16 protein-coding genes and 1 riboswitch are annotated in these 13,311 nt (G+C 42.0%); of the genes, 10 read left to right on the top strand and 6 right to left on the bottom strand.

The window, feature by feature from the left end:
* Positions 1 to 230 precede the first annotated feature (230 nt).
* From CU635_RS03995 to CU635_RS03985, 3 genes are all read left to right on the top strand, one after another.
* Positions 231 to 1,142: a diacylglycerol kinase gene (locus CU635_RS03995; RefSeq protein WP_101575888.1), complete on the top strand. Its 912-nt coding sequence runs from the start codon at positions 231 to 233 to the stop codon at positions 1,140 to 1,142.
* A 265-nt stretch (positions 1,143 to 1,407) separates the two neighbouring features.
* Positions 1,408 to 1,953, top strand: a complete 546-nt coding sequence (locus tag CU635_RS03990; protein WP_101575887.1) for a cysteine hydrolase family protein — start codon at positions 1,408 to 1,410, stop codon at positions 1,951 to 1,953.
* A gap of 16 nt (positions 1,954 to 1,969) precedes the next feature.
* Positions 1,970 to 3,439 carry a nicotinate phosphoribosyltransferase gene (locus CU635_RS03985; RefSeq protein ID WP_101575886.1) on the top strand — a complete coding sequence of 490 codons (1,470 nt, stop codon included), beginning with the start codon at positions 1,970 to 1,972 and terminating at the stop codon, positions 3,437 to 3,439.
* A gap of 96 nt (positions 3,440 to 3,535) precedes the next feature.
* Here CU635_RS03985 and CU635_RS03980 read toward each other — a convergent pair whose 3' ends face one another.
* A complete protein-coding gene (locus CU635_RS03980; RefSeq protein WP_101575885.1) occupies positions 3,536 to 3,664 on the bottom strand; it encodes a hypothetical protein in 129 nt (42 codons plus the stop codon).
* A 149-nt stretch (positions 3,665 to 3,813) separates the two neighbouring features.
* A riboswitch (cyclic di-AMP (ydaO/yuaA leader) is annotated at positions 3,814 to 3,957 on the top strand.
* A 153-nt stretch (positions 3,958 to 4,110) separates the two neighbouring features.
* Between CU635_RS03980 and CU635_RS03975 the strand changes: the two genes are divergently transcribed.
* From CU635_RS03975 to CU635_RS03955, 5 genes are all read left to right on the top strand, one after another.
* Positions 4,111 to 5,937: an APC family permease gene (locus CU635_RS03975; RefSeq protein WP_101575884.1), complete on the top strand. Its 1,827-nt coding sequence runs from the start codon at positions 4,111 to 4,113 to the stop codon at positions 5,935 to 5,937.
* A 196-nt stretch (positions 5,938 to 6,133) separates the two neighbouring features.
* Positions 6,134 to 6,562 carry an EamA family transporter gene (locus tag CU635_RS03970; protein WP_101575883.1) on the top strand — a complete coding sequence of 143 codons (429 nt, stop codon included), beginning with the start codon at positions 6,134 to 6,136 and terminating at the stop codon, positions 6,560 to 6,562.
* A gap of 93 nt (positions 6,563 to 6,655) precedes the next feature.
* Complete coding sequence (locus tag CU635_RS03965) at positions 6,656 to 7,078, top strand: hypothetical protein (protein ID WP_125928863.1); 423 nt, start codon at positions 6,656 to 6,658, stop codon at positions 7,076 to 7,078.
* 12 nt (positions 7,079 to 7,090) lie between these two features.
* A complete protein-coding gene (locus CU635_RS03960) occupies positions 7,091 to 7,750 on the top strand; it encodes an MFS transporter (protein ID WP_101575881.1) in 660 nt (219 codons plus the stop codon).
* A gap of 42 nt (positions 7,751 to 7,792) precedes the next feature.
* Positions 7,793 to 9,460, top strand: a complete 1,668-nt coding sequence (locus tag CU635_RS03955) for a M20/M25/M40 family metallo-hydrolase (RefSeq protein ID WP_101575880.1) — start codon at positions 7,793 to 7,795, stop codon at positions 9,458 to 9,460.
* A 43-nt stretch (positions 9,461 to 9,503) separates the two neighbouring features.
* Here CU635_RS03955 and CU635_RS24300 read toward each other — a convergent pair whose 3' ends face one another.
* The 4 genes from CU635_RS24300 to CU635_RS23210 form a co-directional block, all read right to left on the bottom strand.
* The gene (locus tag CU635_RS24300; RefSeq protein WP_376739724.1) at positions 9,504 to 9,761 is read right to left on the bottom strand and encodes a CPBP family glutamic-type intramembrane protease; all 258 of its coding nucleotides are present in this window, start codon (positions 9,759 to 9,761) and stop codon (positions 9,504 to 9,506) included.
* A gap of 83 nt (positions 9,762 to 9,844) precedes the next feature.
* Positions 9,845 to 11,065 (bottom strand): Nramp family divalent metal transporter, encoded by a 1,221-nt coding sequence (locus tag CU635_RS03945; RefSeq protein WP_101575908.1) that lies wholly within the window; start codon positions 11,063 to 11,065, stop codon positions 9,845 to 9,847.
* A gap of 247 nt (positions 11,066 to 11,312) precedes the next feature.
* The gene (locus tag CU635_RS23215; RefSeq protein ID WP_180955579.1) at positions 11,313 to 11,468 is read right to left on the bottom strand and encodes a hypothetical protein; all 156 of its coding nucleotides are present in this window, start codon (positions 11,466 to 11,468) and stop codon (positions 11,313 to 11,315) included.
* Between the two features lie 198 nt (positions 11,469 to 11,666).
* Positions 11,667 to 11,840 carry a hypothetical protein gene (locus CU635_RS23210; RefSeq protein ID WP_180955578.1) on the bottom strand — a complete coding sequence of 58 codons (174 nt, stop codon included), beginning with the start codon at positions 11,838 to 11,840 and terminating at the stop codon, positions 11,667 to 11,669.
* Between the two features lie 301 nt (positions 11,841 to 12,141).
* On the opposite strand from CU635_RS23210, the gene CU635_RS23205 reads away from it, so the two are divergent.
* Positions 12,142 to 12,306 carry a hypothetical protein gene (locus CU635_RS23205; RefSeq protein WP_180955577.1) on the top strand — a complete coding sequence of 55 codons (165 nt, stop codon included), beginning with the start codon at positions 12,142 to 12,144 and terminating at the stop codon, positions 12,304 to 12,306.
* Between the two features lie 172 nt (positions 12,307 to 12,478).
* On the opposite strand, the gene CU635_RS03940 is transcribed toward CU635_RS23205, so the two are convergent.
* Positions 12,479 to 12,679, bottom strand: coding sequence for a heavy-metal-associated domain-containing protein (locus tag CU635_RS03940; protein ID WP_245917312.1), 201 nt, complete (start codon positions 12,677 to 12,679; stop codon positions 12,479 to 12,481).
* Positions 12,680 to 12,868: 189 nt separating this feature from the next.
* Between CU635_RS03940 and CU635_RS23200 the strand changes: the two genes are divergently transcribed.
* Complete coding sequence (locus CU635_RS23200) at positions 12,869 to 13,036, top strand: hypothetical protein (RefSeq protein WP_180955576.1); 168 nt, start codon at positions 12,869 to 12,871, stop codon at positions 13,034 to 13,036.
* Positions 13,037 to 13,311 lie beyond the last annotated feature (275 nt).

Here is a 13,311-nt window from a genome sequence, read left to right as displayed (position 1 = left end):
AAGGGCTCTTCTTTTTTGAAAAGCTAAACATATAGAACGATATTCCAGAAACCGGGTCGAAACATTTGGTAAAAAGAGCTCACAAGGGGTAAAATGATCTTTAAGTTACTCCAAAAAATGATTAGCAAATCATTGCTTTCCAGGGTGCAGTTAAGCTATCATGTTAAAAGATGGAAGCGCTATAATTGACTATGTTATGTTTTGATATTCTAAAAGTAGGATGATTCAGTATGAAACGTGCAAGAATTATTTATAATCCAACTTCAGGCCGGGAGTTATTTAAAAAGCATTTAGCCGAAGTGCTGCAGAAGCTGGAAACAGCAGGCTATGAGTCTTCATGCCACGCGACAACTAGTGAGGGAGATGCAACGGCAGCGGCGCGAATAGCGGTCGAGCGCCGGTATGATTTAGTCGTCGCTGCGGGCGGAGATGGAACCATTAATGAAGTCGTCAACGGAATGGCTGAGCAGGAATACCGGCCGAAGCTTGGAATTATCCCGATGGGAACGACGAATGACTTTGCCCGGGCTCTTCATATTCCGCGTGACGTCGAAGCGGCTGCTGATATTATAGTCAAAGGGGATACGATCCCGGTTGATATCGGCAGAATGAATGAAAAATACTTTATTAACATTGCCGGCGGGGGACGCCTGACCGAGTTAACTTATGAAGTCCCGAGCAAATTAAAAACAATGCTCGGCCAGCTTGCCTATTACTTAAAGGGGATGGAAATGCTGCCATCGATTCGTGCTACCGACATCAGTATCGAATACGACGGAAGGCTGTTTGAAGGAGAAGCGATGCTGTTTCTTGTTGGCCTGACAAATTCAGTTGGAGGCTTTGAAAAGCTGGCACCAGATGCTTCGATTAATGACGGACTGTTTACACTCCTGATCTTGAAAAAGACGAACCTGGCCGATTTTATCCGCGTTGCAACACTGGCGATTCGCGGTGAACATGTCAATGATGCCAATGTCATTTATACGAAAGCAAGCCATATTAAAGTTCATTCAGCGGAGAAGCTGCTCCTTAACCTCGACGGAGAGCTGGGCGGAGAAGCGCCGGCCGAGTTTGAAAACCTTTATCGCCATTTTGAAGTGTTTGCGCCGCTTGATCAGATACGCCCAAATGATCGACCATAACAAACTAAAGCAAAAAGATTTTAAAACAAGGCATACGATGACCTTGTTTTTTTGTTTATTCCAATCTCTAAAACCTCATCTCCCTAAAATGCCGGAGAAAGTTGGAATGTTGCCTGTCCCCTTCGTTCAGGAAAATCGGGCAATTTTGAAGGGATAGGCACAGGGATAAGCGAATATATTAGCAGCGGTGCAAAATCGGATTTGAAATTTTATGTTTAGCAATTAAAGAAAATTATAAAACTGATAAAGGGAGAGGTGCGGTTGGATGAAAGCTTTTATCAATATTGATTATACATACGATTTTGTTGCAGAAGATGGAGCACTTACTTGCGGCAAGCCTGGGCAGGAAATTGAAAACAAAATTGTTTCCTTAACAAAAGAGTTCATTGAAAACGGCGATTTGGTCGTGCTTGCGATTGATGTTCATGATCTCGGCGATACATATCACCCGGAAACAAAATTTTATCCCCCCCACAACATTCGAAATACTAAGGGACGAGACTTATACGGGGAACTGGATAATGTGTTCAAAGAACACAAACACAAAGATCATGTGCTTTACTTTGATAAAACGAGATACTCTGCTTTTGCCGGAACGGACCTGGAAATAAAGCTGCGCGAACGCGGCATAACAGAAGTGCACCTTGCCGGGGTGTGTACGGATATTTGTGTGCTGCATACGGCGGTTGATGCTTATAACAAAGGCTTTAACATTACTGTTTATAAAGATGCGGTTGCATCTTTCAATGAAGCCGGGCATGAATGGGCACTGGGCCATTTTGAACATTCGCTTGGCGCAAAGGTGTTATAAAAATGGAGGGAACGGAATGAAACATATATATAACGATGACAGTCTGGCGCTTCATACCGATTTGTACCAAATCAACATGGCGGAAGCGTATTGGCGTGACAAAATGCATAACCGGAAAGCGGTATTTGAGCTGTTTTTTCGTAAGCTGCCATTTGGCAACGGCTATGCTGTTTTTGCCGGGCTCGAGCGAGTTATTCAATATATGCAAAACTTCCGGTTTGCTGAAAGCGATCTTGAATATTTAAAAGAAGAAGCCAAATACGATGATGATTTTCTCGACTATTTGCGAAATTTGCGCTTCACTGGAACGATCCGCTCGATGAAGGAGGGTGAACTGGTTTTCGGCAATGAACCGATTCTCCGGGTAGACGCGCCACTCGCGGAAGCCCAGCTGATTGAAACAGCGCTCCTTAACATTATCAACTATCAAACTTTGATTGCGACAAAAGCTTCACGTGTGAAGCATGTAGTCGGCGATCAAACAGCAATGGAATTTGGCACAAGGCGGGCGCAGGAAATGGACGCGGCAGTCTGGGGAACGAGGGCTGCTTATTTGGCTGGCTTCCAGGCAACAAGCAACGTGCGCGCCGGGAAAATGTTTGGTATCCCGGTCGCAGGGACTCATGCCCACTCGCTCGTCCAGGCATATCGGGACGAATATGAAGCATTCCATACATACGCAAGCGCCCATAAAGACTGTGTATTTTTAGTGGATACATATGATACGCTTCGTTCCGGTGTGCCAAATGCGATTAAAGTAGCAAGGGAGCTTGGTGATAAAATCAATTTTAAGGCGATCCGCCTTGACAGCGGCGACCTTGCTTACCTATCCAAGGAATCGAGGAAAATGCTCGATAAAGCAGGATTTACTGAAACGAAAATTGTCGCTTCAAGCGATCTTGATGAATATACAATTATGCACTTGAAGGCGCAGGGAGCGGAGATTGATAGCTGGGGAATTGGAACGAAGCTGATTACCGCTTATGACCAGGCCGCTTTAGGAGCTGTCTATAAAATTGTCGCGATAGAAGATGAGAACGGGAATATGACCGATTCGATTAAAATTTCCGGCAATCCGGAAAAAGTGACAACTCCCGGCCTGAAAAAAGTCTATCGGATTATTAATAACGATAACAATAAATCAGAAGGCGATTATATCGCGATGGAAGATGAAAATCCTCAAGAAGAAGAGCGGTTGAAAATGTTTCACCCGGTCCATACGTACATCAGCAAGTTTGTCACCAATTTTACAGCAAAAGACCTTCATGAAGACATATATGTAGATGGCCAGCTTGTCTATGAGCTTCCATGCCTGGAAGAATTACGCGAGTACGCAGCCGAAAATCTCTCCCTGCTCTGGGCCGAATACAGAAGAACTTTGAATCCTGAAGAATACCCTGTCGATTTAAGCCAAAAATGCTGGGAAAATAAAATGCGGAACATTGATGAAGTGAGAGAGAAAGTGAACAAGATAACAGAAGAGTAATTTGTGCAACGAAAAAATGAGCCGATCAGGCTCATTTTTTTGATTTACGGTAATCCAGATTCGGGAGCAACATGCAGTTCCTTTTCTTTGAACTGATTATCCACTATCATCATTTCTCGGCAGCTGATTTTGTTCCGTTGTTGGACTCCCATATAGATCATTAATCTCTTTGACTACTTCGTCCAAAAATTCATCAGATAACAAGGGATAGTTTTCTTTATGCATCAAAATACTCCTATCGTATATTGATATAATAAACTATTTTTTGCCTGAAGAATTTATATTATACACAACAACATAATCTTTCTATTCTGGGGTTTAATTTTTTCATTTACTTTTCTGCAACACAGGAGTATCATAATCAGCAGTTTCATATTTCTAAATCGCTGAAACCAGATGGTGCGGGGGAACCGATTTTTTGGGTTGTTTCATAATCCAAGGGGTGAATCCTATAACAGGAAGGGCTACTCAAGGTCCGAATCCGACAGCTAACCTCGTAAGCGTTAATGAGAAGGAAGGTGGAGCTTGTACGACAACAAAACTGATGTCTGCAGGTCTATTATCTTATGGCTTGTGGGCGTTTTTTTATTTTTAGAGTCTAGTTTTGCCTGAGATTTTTTATTGCATAACAGGGAAAAATAAATTATACAACTAGTCGGCGGTGAAAATCAGTGATTTCTTCTATAAAAAGACTTTTAATTGGACGACCGTTAAAATCAACTGAATTAGGGGAACAGAAGCTTAACAAAACTAAAGCGTTGGCGATCCTTTCTTCTGACGCGTTATCATCAGTTGCATACGGTCCGGAGCAAATATTGATTGTTCTCGTTACAGTTGGTGCTGCAGCTTTCTGGTATTCGATTCCTATCGCAGTTGGCGTATTAATTCTGTTAACGGCACTAATTTTGTCATATAGGCAAATTATCTTTGCTTATCCCCACGGCGGGGGCGCATATGTGGTCTCCAAGAAAAATCTAGGTGTAAATCCCGGGTTAATCGCTGGGGGTTCCTTGTTGGTGGACTATATTTTGACTGTAGCGGTAAGCGTTTCTGCGGGGACGGATGCGATAACATCAGCGTTCCCGAGCCTGTATAGCTATAATGTTTCCATAGCCATTGTATTTGTTATATTTATTACAATCTTGAACTTGAGAGGTGTAACGGAATCAGCTTCGGTTTTAGCCTATCCAGTTTATTTATTTGTTCTAGCGTTATTCATATTAATTGGTGTGGGTATATATAAGATTGTAACGGGACAGGTTTCACCCGATTTGCATACACCGATTGGAGCGCCAGTAGCAGGGATCAGTTTATTTATCCTCCTCAGAGCATTTGCGTCAGGTAGTTCTGCTTTAACCGGGGTTGAAGCCATTTCCAATGCAATCCCGAACTTTAAAGATCCAGCCCCTAATAATGCTGCTAAAACATTAATTGCGATGGGTGTCTTACTTGCTTTGTTGTTTTCGGGAATTGTATATCTGGCTTATTATTATGGAGTTGCCCCAAGTGGAGAGGTAACAGTTGTCTCACAGATTGCAGAAGAGACTTTTGGCCGAAATTTCATGTATTTCTTCATTCAAGGAACGACAGCATTGATCTTGATCCTTGCCGCCAATACTGGCTATTCCGCTTTCCCTTTACTGGCAGTGAACCTTGCCAAGGATAAATTTATCCCAAGAATGTTTACAATTAGAGGAGACCGATTAGGCTACTCCAATGGAATTATCATTCTTGGACTTTTGTCCATCGTTTTAATTATTGCCTTTGAGGGACAAACTGAACACCTGATCCCGCTTTATGCCGTTGGTGTGTTTATTCCATTCACGTTGTCCCAGACAGGAATGATGGTGAAGTGGCTTCGTGAAAAGCCTCAAGGCTGGATCGCGAAATTCGTTATTAATTCAACGGGTGCCGTGATCAGCTTTACAGTTACAATCATGTTCTTTTTAACCAAATTTTCACAGGTATGGCCGGTGCTAATCTTCATACCTGTTATCGTGTATGTCTTTCATAGAATCAGAAATCATTATGAAGCAGTGGGAGACCAACTTCGGCTTACGACTTGTGAGCCTTCTGTACCAATTGAAGGGAATGTTATTATTGTTCCTGTCGCAGGGATTACTCATGTGGTGGAGAACTCATTAAACTATGCAAAATCTCTTTCAGCCGACCAAATTATTGCCGTTTACGTTGCTTTTGAAAGGGAAGACGAGAAAAGGTTTGAAGAAAAATGGAAGAAATGGCAACCTGATATTAGGCTGGTAACCCTGCACTCGCATTACAGAAGCATCATTCATCCATTGACGAAATTTGTTGATACTGTTGAACATAAAGCGCGGGAAGCGAATTATCAGGTCACAGTCATCATTCCACAATTCATTCCTAAGAAGGGCTGGCACAATATCCTTCACAACCAATCAAGTTTACTGATTCGCGCCTTCTTGCTGTACCGGAGAAACGTTGTTGTCACGACTGTACCTTATCATTTGAAAAAATAATGCGGATGGTGGCTTTACTTCATGTAGAGCTGCCTTTTATTATGTAACGGAACAGGACAATTTAATAAGAAGAGTTCTTTTATAAAATTTATGACTATTTAATCAGGATGGAACATCTGTAATCACAGTACATAATAAGGAACGAACGATGGAGCATACTTATAAAGATGAGAAAATTTTAAGGGAGGCAGGAATTATGTCGCTTTGGCTTATATATGCGCTTCTTGCAGCGATATCGGCTGCTTTGGTCAGTATATTTGGAAAAATTGGATTGCAAAACATTGACCCGAATACGGCTACCGCAGTAAGAGCGATCATCATGGCCGTGTTTTTGATTGGCGTTGTTGCCTTTGAAGGGAATTTACAGAAGATACCGGAGATCATCAATCAAAAGCGGACATTTATGTTTATCATTCTCAGCGGCATCGCCGGGGCTACATCCTGGTTGTTCTATTTCATGGCGCTCAGGGTCGGAAAGGTGTCCCAGGTGGCGCCCATTGATAAACTGAGTGTCGTTCTCGCCACCGTTTTGGCGATCTTGTTCCTTGGTGAAAAAATAAGTCTGTTAAATGGATTGGGCGTTGCGCTTATTGCGATCGGAGTCGTTTTAACAGCATTGAGTTAATCTGATAAAATGTAGGGATTGTTGGAGCTGTCAATTTGGGCAGCTTTTTACTCATTCAAAATAATTTGAATGATAAACTTAAGTTGAATACAAATGGGGCATGACTATGTGCGCGAACTTGTTAAATCAGGATTATTAGTTTTAACCGATACGAGAGACAATGGCGGGATCCTTGAAAAATATTATTTGCCGGTTGCCAAAGATTTTCGCATTCGTTTGCACGATATTGAGGAAGCGGACGAAGGGGACAATCACAAATTAAATATTGTCAGAAAAACAATCAATGACTTTCGCGACCAATATTTAAGATCACTTGGCAAATTAGCAGATGAGGACGTTGATCAACAGCTCTTTTTTGCCGGGCAGTTAACCTTAAACGATCAAGAAGCTGCAATGCTGAAAAGAGAATTAATGGCAGTCATAAAACCCTGGCAGGAAAAGAAAAATGAAGACACCACGAACGCAAACATCAAAAGATATGGAGCTGTACTTTCTTTATACAAAAAAGAGGACTAGGAGGATCAACGAGTGGGGACAAATGGATTTAGAACATTTTTATTCATTTGGTTAGGACAATTGGTGTCGATCGTTGGATCAGGGTTAACGGCATTTGCACTAGGAGTGTGGGTTCTAGAGGAAACTGGGTCTGTGACGATGTTTTCACTCATTCTTTTGTTTTCCACATTTCCCGCGATTGTTTTTTCACCATTTGCCGGAGTAATCGTCGATCGTTTCGATAGACGGAAGGTGATGATCATTAGCGATTCAATAGCTGGTCTCGGAACTTTATTGATATTTGCGTTATACAGCACAAATTCGCTAGCCATCTGGCATTTATACATCATCCTGTCGATCTCTTCAGTGGCTAGTTCGTTGCAGTTCCCCGCTTATCAAGCGGCCGTCTCGACATTGGTTTCCAAGGCGCACTTAGGGAGAGCAAGTGGAATGGTCCAAATAGCAGAATCGGTCTCACTCGTTATTTCTCCGATTTTGGCGGGCGTTCTTTTTAAATCGTTTAAGAAAATATTTTGCATTTCCATAACGGCTAAAACGACAAAGACGACGATGGATAAGGCTAAAACAGCGTTTGAAAGCCAGCCGTTTTTCCTCCAAAGCAATATTTCCTTAACATTTTCTTCACCTAATCATAACTTGCTTCCATCTATCATTTGTAGTTATGGTAAATGAGGAAGATGTCGGTAACCCAATAAACTAAGGGGATATGAGGTTATGAAACTGCAAAATACAAATCATCGTTATCGGACGGTGGCTGTCATTGTCTATATACTGGTAATTTTTTCACTCATAATGGCAAATATGTGGGCCATACCATCCATTGAAGTTGTGTCAAAAGAGGACACCTCAGGGAAGGTTTCTGCAGAACGAGTGCATGATCATCTAAAGAAGATTGCACAGCAACCGCGACCTGTAGGATCTGCTTACCATGATCAGTCAAAAGAATACATCGCCGATACCATTAGGGACATGAACATCCCAGTCGTTATTGAGCAATCCACGGTCATGCATGACAAGAAGAAACTGCCGATTCAGAACATTGTTGCCACGATGGAAGGTACACAACCGGGCAAACAGGTGATGGTAATGGCGCATTATGATTCTGTGCCTGAGGGACCGGGGGCGAATGACGACGGAGTGAATGTGGCCGTGATGTTGGAAGCGATGCGAGTATTGAAAAAAGAGGAGCCGATGAGAAATACGATGGTGTTCCTGTTCACGGACGGGGAGGAATTGGGGCTTTACGGCGCAAAGGAGTACCTAAAGAAGCATTCCTCCGAACACATCGGTTTTGTCATAAATCTGGAAGCCCGCGGTTACAAAGGGCCCGTCATCCTCTTCCAGACAAGCGGACCGAACGGCAGCGCCATTCAACTATTTAACGAGTATGTGAACAATCCGTACGCTTTTTCTTTTATGGAAGATATATACCGCCATTTGCCTAACGATACCGATTTTACTCCTTTTAAGGAAGAAGACATATCCGGGTTGAATTTCGCATATGCGGAAGGGGCCCATGTTTACCATACCAAGGAAGATGATTTGAAGCATGTCTATCTGCCAACGGTTCAGCACAGCGGACAATATGTGTTATCTATGACGAAGGCACTCAGTTCTATGGATTTGTCTACTTTGGGGAACAAAGAGAATCAAGTGTTCTTTAACGTATTTGGTGACCATCTTGTAGTTTTTCCCGTATCTTGGAACGTCTTTCTCGCAGCAATCGCTTTACTTCTCAGTGCTACGACTATTTTGTATGGTTGGAGAAAAGGAGATATCGTTCTTCAGAGGAGCAGCCGATGGGTGATTTTTGCTGTAGCCATAGCTATTCTGTTGTACTTATATGGAAGCTTATTTTCCATCGCTTACTCCATCTATGAATTAAATGGCTTTTCTTCCATGCTTCTAATTGCATTGACTGCAATTTCCATTCTTGGCCTCCTGTTCTATTGGATTCTGCGAAAGCTGAAGGTCGTCTCTCGATTGAAGAAACTTGTCCAGGGGCTGCCGGTCATAGATATTGTTGTTGGGACCATGCTGATCATGGCCGCACTGACCGTCTGGACCAAGTTCAGTATGCCGGGAAGTCATTATTTATTTGCAATTCCGTTGATGGTCAGTTCGTTTAGCTTGTTGGGATTCATGTTGATGCGCCAGTCTATGACAGCGTGCATGTTTTTGTCTTTGATCGCAGCCATACCGCTCACGCTGATTCTGTATCCTGTTTTGCGATTGTTGTTTGTTGGCTTCGGAATTGCAGGCATTCATTATTTGCTCATTATCCTTTTGTTATACGTTCCTTTGATTCTACCAGCTACGCTCTACACAGAAACTAAGGTACTAGGTTATAAATCTTCTGAAATCCGAATTTTGGGCGATTAACGATAACGCCGTTTTCAATCTGGACAGGTAACCCTGGCAGCGCTTATGATTCCGATTGCAAAGATGTCTTAGTAACGACGTTGGAACTTATGCGTATGAGAAGCATCGATACAATCACCGCTATCTTGAAAGCCACCCAGAAAAAATTCGTCGATATGGATATTAACCCGCTGTCGTTGGCCAACGCGGCGCTTTGAATTGTCAACACGTTCAAGCAAGAGTTCCAAACAGTATGCCACACGATGCAAATCCATAGATTAGAGGTTTTGTAGAATAAGTAGCCCATTAGAAATCCCATTATTCCCGAGAAGACTTTAATAAATAAAATCTAAAAAAGACATTTCCAATTACAATGGAAATGTCTTTTTAAACGGGAAGTTTCTTTTAGAAAATATTTCGCAGTTCCGTAACGGCTAACACGACAAAGATGATAATCGATAAGGCTAAAACAGCGTTTGAAAGCCAGCCATTTCTTGCTTCATTTTGCATATGTTTTTTTGAGTTAAGCAGCCAAAGAAGAGTAAACGCCAGAAATGGCATAAAGAGTGCCCCTAAGGCCCCGTAAACAATGATCAGGCCGACTGGTTTTCCGATAAAATGCAGCAGCATTGGAGGGAAAGTTAACCAAAGCACATAAAAGCGGTACGATTTTGTTTTGCTTAAATCTTCGTCTTTAACATTGGTGTGGCGTACCGTCCGCACAAAATCAGCAAATAAATAGGAAACGCCATTCCATACCCCAAGTACGGAGGTGAATGAGGCGGACCAAAAACCAGTAAGAAACAGCCATCTGACCGAAGGATGCAACTCATTTCCAAGAACAGAAGCAAAGGAAACAAGCCCCTGCTCACCACTAATATTGCTGTTTGTACCATATAATAATGCTGCGCCGAGAATAAGCAGTGAGATGGTGAAAATCGCTGTTACGATATACGCTATAGCAGAGTCAATCCGCATCAGTTTTAAAAAGGAGGCCCCCTTCCACTGATGCTCTTGCAGCCAGTAGCCATACGACGCCATCGTAATCGAACCGCCAACGCCGCCAATCAATCCGAGAGCAAACAATAAGGAGCCAGGCGGTAATGATGGAACAGCTGTGTTCCATAAACCACTTAGCTGCGGGATGACAAGCAGTGCAGATCCTACGACGGTTACAAACATGATAGCAATCAATATATTCATAACATGTTCGAACGCCTTGAAACCACCCCACCAAATTAAAACAAAGCCGATGATTCCATGTATGACTGCCCATACCCATAATGGAAGAAAAGGGAACATGGCCGCCATCGCTAGGGCACAAGAAGAAGTCCCGGCTGCACCATAAACAAAGCCCCAAATAATTGAATATGTACCAAAATAACCAGTTGTCCATTTCCCCAGAAATGTCCAGCCAGTCAAAATCGTTTTGCCACTTAGCAAATGCCAGCGGCCAACCCCTTCATTTAATGCGAATTTTAAAATTGAACCAATGATGATCGCCCATAAAAACACAAGGCCGAATTGTGTACCTGCCACGAGAGCTGCTACTAAATCGCCGGCCCCGACACCAGTTGCTGCAACAATTAAGCCTGGGCCTATTATCGATTTTTTCTTGGCCGGCAGACCGGTTGGTGCAGGAATGTTATCTGTATGCGTTTTCAATCATTTCTCCCCTCTCTTTAAAATTTTCAAAATTCATAATTATTTTAACTTATTTCCCTATTTTATACAAAAATAATGATTTATGGTTAGCGGCTCTCAATATTATGAGGGTTACGAGTAAACTTCAGGCGGGACGGTATGGGGTTTGTTATAGTGGAAAGGCGAGGATTGGCCCTCCCGGCGAATGCCAGAAGGGCCGTGTGCGAAACTATTGTGTGATGTCATCATCAGTTGCCATTGGTTGAATCTCGTTCGTGCTTCCCTTTTTATTTTTCTCATGTGTCGGGTTTTGTTGCTCAAATTGTTCAAGCTGTTTGCTTACAGCTTCAGATTGGATCATGTGACCCCCATTGTCTTTATTCATTGGTTAATTGCCCTCCTTCGTCATCATGGTTCATGATTATCATGAGGATAAGCCGGAAAATTATGCAACAGCATTTTGTATTTTTTAAAATCTGGGGGGCAAAGCACTCGCCCTTGCTTCAAACATACAGGTGATAAGGCTAGCTATTAGTTTTTTACAACCAGCCCTGACATGCACCTGGAATAAAGACATCGCTCTCTAATCGTTAGTCATGGTTCGATAAGCGCCAGTTTTAACCACTTTGAGTAAGAAGTCATCTGTTGCTTCTCCGTCCCTATGTACTATATGAAGTGAACCGTCATCAAGTTTGGCACTGTTTGTGACATTCGGATCAACGTCTGCGATCCTGTTCGTATTTTCTCGGTCATCCATACCTTCACCTCCTGTTTACTAGCATATGGAAACGGCCACATTTTAAACTGGTTCTTGTATAGCTACTTGACAAATATAATGTCTGTTTGGAGCTTAGAAAATACACTCTGTTGGCTCGAGTAATTGTTATGCAGTATTGGAACAATCTTTCCGTATAGCTTGTTGCCAAACCGGAACAATATAAAAAAGATCAACGTTGGAGCTACCTGATCGAGTTCCGATTTGCGAATTTATCTAACAAACGGCGTGTTTATAGAATCTTTAAAAGTCCATACAATTAATGACTCATGGAGGTGCCATAATGGAAAAAGACAATTTAAGCCAGAACGAAAATCGAAAACGAAGTAATGAAGAAGTTTTAGAAATCAGTTCGACAGGATATGGATTAGAATCTGTTTCAAAAGACACGGAAGAACACGAAGTACAAACATTAAACAATCGAAATTCTTCTTGCGGAGGATTATGAGCGGCTCCTGAAACAATGAACAGTTTATCAATTATTAGTTAGCCAAAATTGATATAAAAAGACCCCAACTGTTTTAAGACATTGGGGATGTGTTTCAACTAATTTTTCTGATAGTTCCAATCGCTTGTAAACGGTAAGAAATATCTCCCTATTCCGTTACACACAAGATGACTTATTCAAGAACGTGCAAGCCATGTTGTTCGATCCTTGTTTTGATTTTTTCCTGGGCAAGCTGCGTTTCATCGTATGTGATCTTTACTTCGCCATCTTCAATGTCTACCAACGCTCTTTCAATGCCATCCATTTGCGAAAGAATCGTTTCTAATGTTTGAATAGGTTGTTCATTTACAGCTTCTTTTACATAAATAGTCATCTGTGCCAATTTCAATTCTTCCTTTCCGTTTTATTGAAATTTAAGGCTTTTACATACCTTGCATTGCTTTTATATATACCCATTCATCGTAGAAATATGTGACGAGTTATTCTTGTTAACCATAGTGAGCGACAGAATCCATTGAAGATTTGTTAAAAACGGGGAATAACTATAGAGGAGGTGTGATGGATGGAGAATATAGAACAATTGCTTCGTGATTATGGCTATCCCGAGGAGGCGATCCCTGATTTATTAAGAGAAATGAGCAACCTCGGTTATGAAAAGGCGGAACAGATGATCATGCCATATCACGACATAATTGCCGATAGATCGTCTGACGCAAAGAGCCGCCCGTGATTTTAACGGATGCGGCTTTTTATTTTTTCTTACAGCTATCAGTGATCCCTATTTCTTAGATTGCTACATCGCGATGCGAGTTTTGGTGTAATGAAGAAAACTGGCTGCACTCCTTAATTATCGGGGGAACTCCGTTAACATTGGTCATTCTTGAGACGGCATTATACGGTCGTCAAGCTCGAACATAACATATTCGCGGATATATTAACATTTTCGCGGATATATCGACATTTTCGCGGATATATCAAAATTTCCGCGGATATATTCAACATATT

This window comes from Bacillus canaveralius (genome assembly GCF_002860125.1).
Classification (GTDB): domain Bacteria; phylum Bacillota; class Bacilli; order Bacillales; family Cytobacillaceae; genus Bacillus_BJ; species Bacillus_BJ canaveralius.
Note: the sequence above shows the minus strand (reverse complement) of the source record. Positions and strands in the feature narration are given on the sequence as shown.

Bases quoted from the DNA above. Each gene is read 5' to 3' on its own strand.
- CU635_RS03980 (WP_101575885.1), bottom strand. From the start codon at position 3,664: ATGCATAAAGAAAACTATCCCTTGTTATCTGATGAATTTTTGGACGAA.
- CU635_RS03985 (WP_101575886.1), top strand. From the start codon at position 1,970: ATGAAACATATATATAACGATGACAGTCTGGCGCTTCATACCGATTTG.
- CU635_RS03995 (WP_101575888.1), top strand. From the start codon at position 231: ATGAAACGTGCAAGAATTATTTATAATCCAACTTCAGGCCGGGAGTTA.
- CU635_RS03990 (WP_101575887.1), top strand. From the start codon at position 1,408: ATGAAAGCTTTTATCAATATTGATTATACATACGATTTTGTTGCAGAA.
- CU635_RS23200 (WP_180955576.1), top strand. From the start codon at position 12,869: ATGGAGAATATAGAACAATTGCTTCGTGATTATGGCTATCCCGAGGAG.
- CU635_RS03965 (WP_125928863.1), top strand. From the start codon at position 6,656: ATGGGGCATGACTATGTGCGCGAACTTGTTAAATCAGGATTATTAGTT.
- CU635_RS03955 (WP_101575880.1), top strand. From the start codon at position 7,793: ATGAAACTGCAAAATACAAATCATCGTTATCGGACGGTGGCTGTCATT.
- CU635_RS03970 (WP_101575883.1), top strand. From the start codon at position 6,134: ATGTCGCTTTGGCTTATATATGCGCTTCTTGCAGCGATATCGGCTGCT.
- CU635_RS03940 (WP_245917312.1), bottom strand. From the start codon at position 12,679: ATGACTATTTATGTAAAAGAAGCTGTAAATGAACAACCTATTCAAACA.
- CU635_RS23215 (WP_180955579.1), bottom strand. From the start codon at position 11,468: ATGAATAAAGACAATGGGGGTCACATGATCCAATCTGAAGCTGTAAGC.
- CU635_RS23205 (WP_180955577.1), top strand. From the start codon at position 12,142: ATGGAAAAAGACAATTTAAGCCAGAACGAAAATCGAAAACGAAGTAAT.
- CU635_RS23210 (WP_180955578.1), bottom strand. From the start codon at position 11,840: ATGGATGACCGAGAAAATACGAACAGGATCGCAGACGTTGATCCGAAT.